This is a genomic window from Arthrobacter sp. SPT-J7, assembly GCF_059089965.1.
The window spans coordinates 1-3,652 of the sequence record NZ_JBNHFF010000283.1; the positions used below are offsets into that span (position 1 = coordinate 1).

The 3,652-nt window shown below is 66.0% G+C and carries 2 protein-coding genes; both read left to right on the top strand.

What is annotated here, in order from left to right; genetic code table 11:
• Positions 1–277: 277 nt before the first annotated feature.
• The gene (ppc, locus tag AC5RWX_RS31370) at positions 278–3,100 is read left to right on the top strand and encodes a phosphoenolpyruvate carboxylase (RefSeq protein WP_494100100.1); all 2,823 of its coding nucleotides are present in this window, start codon (positions 278–280) and stop codon (positions 3,098–3,100) included.
• Positions 3,101–3,246: 146 nt separating this feature from the next.
• On the top strand, positions 3,247–3,552 hold the full coding sequence (locus AC5RWX_RS31375; RefSeq protein WP_494100101.1) for a hypothetical protein: 306 nt from the start codon (positions 3,247–3,249) through the stop codon (positions 3,550–3,552).
• Positions 3,553–3,652: the final 100 nt, after the last annotated feature.

Here is a 3,652-nt window from a genome sequence, read left to right on the forward strand (position 1 = left end):
GCCGCCGCCGTGCCGGTGGGGCTGCTGGTCCTGGCTGTCAGCGCCCGGGCGGCCAAGCGGCGCAACGCCGAAGTCGCCCGGCACGGCACGGAGCTCGAAAGGCTGCGGGCGGAGCTTGAGTGCGTGAAACACCATGTCGGTTACCCGGCGGACGACATTATCTGAGACGGATTCCCCCGAGGCGCCGGACTGCGGGTAGCATCTTTAGCTAGTTACGTGGCTCACAGTATCCAGCGCAGTGTACGAGCCAAGTCCGAACCCTCGAAAGATAGTTTCCATGGCTCACACTGCAACAAATCCCGAAACCGATCTTGCCTCCGAACTGAGGGCAGACGTCCGGCGCGTCTCCACGCTGCTGGGCGAATCACTGGTCCGCCAGCACGGACCCGAGCTCCTGGACCTCGTAGAGCAGGTGCGCCTCCTCACCAAGGAATCCAAGGAAGCTGCCCGCGGCGGTGCGGATGCAACCGGGCCCTGGAGCGCGCACGACGTCGTGGCCCAGGTCCGCGAACTCCTTGGTTCCCTGCCCATCGAGCAGGCCACCGACCTGGTCCGGGCGTTCGCCTTCTACTTCCACCTCGCCAACGCTGCAGAACAGGTCCACCGCGTTCGGGGCCTGCGGACCCGGGAGGAAAAGGACGGCTGGCTCGCGAAAACCGTCAACGAAATCGCCGAACAGGCCGGCCCCGGCGTGCTGCAGGAAGTAGTTAACGGGCTCGATGTCCGTCCCATCTTCACCGCTCACCCCACCGAAGCCTCGCGCCGTTCGGTGCTGGACAAGATCCGCAAGCTCTCCGACGTGTTGGCCCAGCCCACCGCCGAGGGCACCACGGCCCGCCGCCGCCAGGACCGCCAGCTGGCTGAAATCATCGACCAGATGTGGCAGACCGACGAACTTCGCCAGGTCCGGCCCACTCCGGTGGACGAAGCCCGCAACGCGATCTACTACCTGGGCGGCATCCTTACGGACGCCATGCCGGAGATGCTGACCGAACTGGCCGAGCTGCTGGGCGAACACGGTGTCAGCCTCGCGTCCCAGGACGCCCCCATCCGCTTCGGCTCCTGGATCGGCGGCGACCGCGACGGCAACCCCAACGTCACCGCGGCCGTAACCCGGGAAATCCTGCAGATCCAAAACCAGCACGCCATCCGGATCAGCATTGGCATGATCGACGAACTGATTTCCATCCTCTCCAACTCCACGGCCCTGGCCGGCGCGGACAAGGAACTGCTCGATTCCATCGACGCCGACCTGAAGAAGCTGCCCGGGCTGGACCGGCGGGTACTGGAGCTCAACGCGCAGGAGCCCTACCGCCTGAAGCTCACCTGCATCAAGGCCAAGCTCATCAACACCGGCAAGCGGGTAGCTGCGAACTTCAACCATGAGCACGGCCGCGACTACAGCGGAACCGGCGAACTCCTCGCGGACCTGGAACTGCTGGAGCTCTCGCTCCGCAACCACTCCGCGTCGCTGGCTGCCGACGGCGCCCTTGCCCGGGTCCGCCGCGCGGTCGCCTCCTTCGGCCTGCACCTTGCCACCCTGGACATCCGCGAACACGCCGACCACCACCACGACGCCGTTGGCCAGCTCATGGACCGGATCGGCGGCCCGGGGCTGCGGTACGCAGAACTGAGCCGCGGGGAACGCTTCGAAGTCCTCGGCTCCGAACTTGCGTCCCGCCGACCGCTGTCCGGCCATCCGATCAAGCTCGACGGCGCCGCTGACGGCACGTACGACGTCTTCCGGGAAATCCGGCGTGCCCTGCGCACCTATGGGCCGGACGTCATCGAGACCTACATCATCTCCATGACCCGCGGCGCAGACGATGTCCTCGCGGCCGCCGTCCTGGCCCGCGAAGCCGGCCTGGTGAACCTTTTCGGCGAAAAGCCCTATGCCAAACTCGGGTTTGCGCCGCTGCTGGAAACCGTGGAAGAGCTGCGTGCCTCCGCGGAAATCGTGGACCAGCTGCTGTCCGATCCCTCGTACCGCGAACTCGTGCGCCTCCGCGGGGACGTCCAGGAGGTCATGCTGGGCTACTCGGACTCCAACAAGGAATCCGGCGTGATGACCAGCCAGTGGGAAATCCACAAGACCCAGCGCAAGCTGCGGGACGTCGCCGCCAAGCACGGCGTGCGCGTGCGTCTCTTCCACGGCCGCGGCGGCTCCGTCGGCCGCGGCGGCGGGCCCACTTATGATGCCATCCTGGCCCAGCCCAACGGCGTGCTGGAAGGTGAGATCAAGTTCACCGAGCAGGGCGAGGTCATCTCGGACAAATACTCGCTGCCCGAACTGGCCCGCGAAAACCTCGAGCTGTCCCTCGCCGCCGTACTGCAGGGATCCGCCCTGCACCGGGATCCCCGCACCTCCGCGGACCAGCGCGAACGGTACGGGCACGTGATGGAAACCATTTCCGATGCCGCCTTCGGGCAGTACCGGAAGCTGATCGATGACCCGGACCTGCCCGCCTACTTCCTGGCCTCCACGCCCGTGGAACAGCTGGGCTCCCTGAACATCGGTTCCCGCCCGTCCAAGCGCCCGGACTCCGGTGCAGGGCTGGGCGGCCTGCGCGCCATCCCGTGGGTGTTCGGCTGGACGCAGTCCCGGCAAATCGTCCCGGGCTGGTTCGGGGTCGGCTCAGGCCTCAAGGCCGCCCGGGAGGCAGGGAACACCGCGCAGCTGGTGGAGATGTGGGAGAACTGGCACTTCTTCCGGTCCGTGCTGTCCAACGTGGAGATGACCCTTGCCAAGACAGACCTGGACATCGCCGGCTACTACGTGTCCACCCTCGTCCCCGACGAGCTGCACCACATCTTCCGGGCGATTCGGGAGGAATATGAGCTGACTGTGGCCGAGGTCCAAGACCTGACGGGCGAGCACCTGCTCCTGGACGCCCAGCCCACGCTCAAGCGTTCACTCGAGATCCGTGACCAGTACCTCGATCCCATCAGCTATCTGCAGGTGGAACTCCTCCGCCGTGTCCGCGCGGAGGCCGCCGGCAAGGCCGACGGCATCAGCGGAGCCGAGGTTGACGAGCGCCTCCAGCGGGCCATGCTGATCACCGTCAACGGGGTGGCGGCCGGCCTCCGCAACACCGGGTAACCTCCAACCCTCTCGCACCTGATGTGGGTTTAGCCCGAACGCTCTCTCACATGATGTGGGTTTAGCCCGAACGCTCTTGCACCAGTGCTGTGGCGTCCGAGCTTTTCCTGCACAGGGTGAGCGCAGGTCTGGGTAGGGTTGGAGGCATGCCATCGTTCCAAACCCGCCTGAAAATCACTGGCCTGCGCCCCGGCAATCCGCCTGAAGCCGTTATGGACGCAGCAGTGGAGGCGCTGGAAACACGTCACCATGTGGAGTCGAACCAGCTGCAGATTGCCGGGGGAGTGCCGCAACTGAACCTGCGGTTCCTTGTTGAGGCGACCGAACACAGCGGCGAGAACCAGCAGGCGCTGGAATCGGCAGCCATGATGCGCGACGCTGTCGAACGCGTTGCGCTGACCGGTTCGCTGATGGTGCTGCGACGCAACAGGGGCCGCTGGGCGCCTGTCTAGGCTCACTGCCTAGGTGTACTGCCCAGGCAGGTTGGTTAAGCGGCTGATGGGCGGTCGGCCTCCGGTTGCGGTGTGGGGCCTGTGGTGATTGTAATGGTGC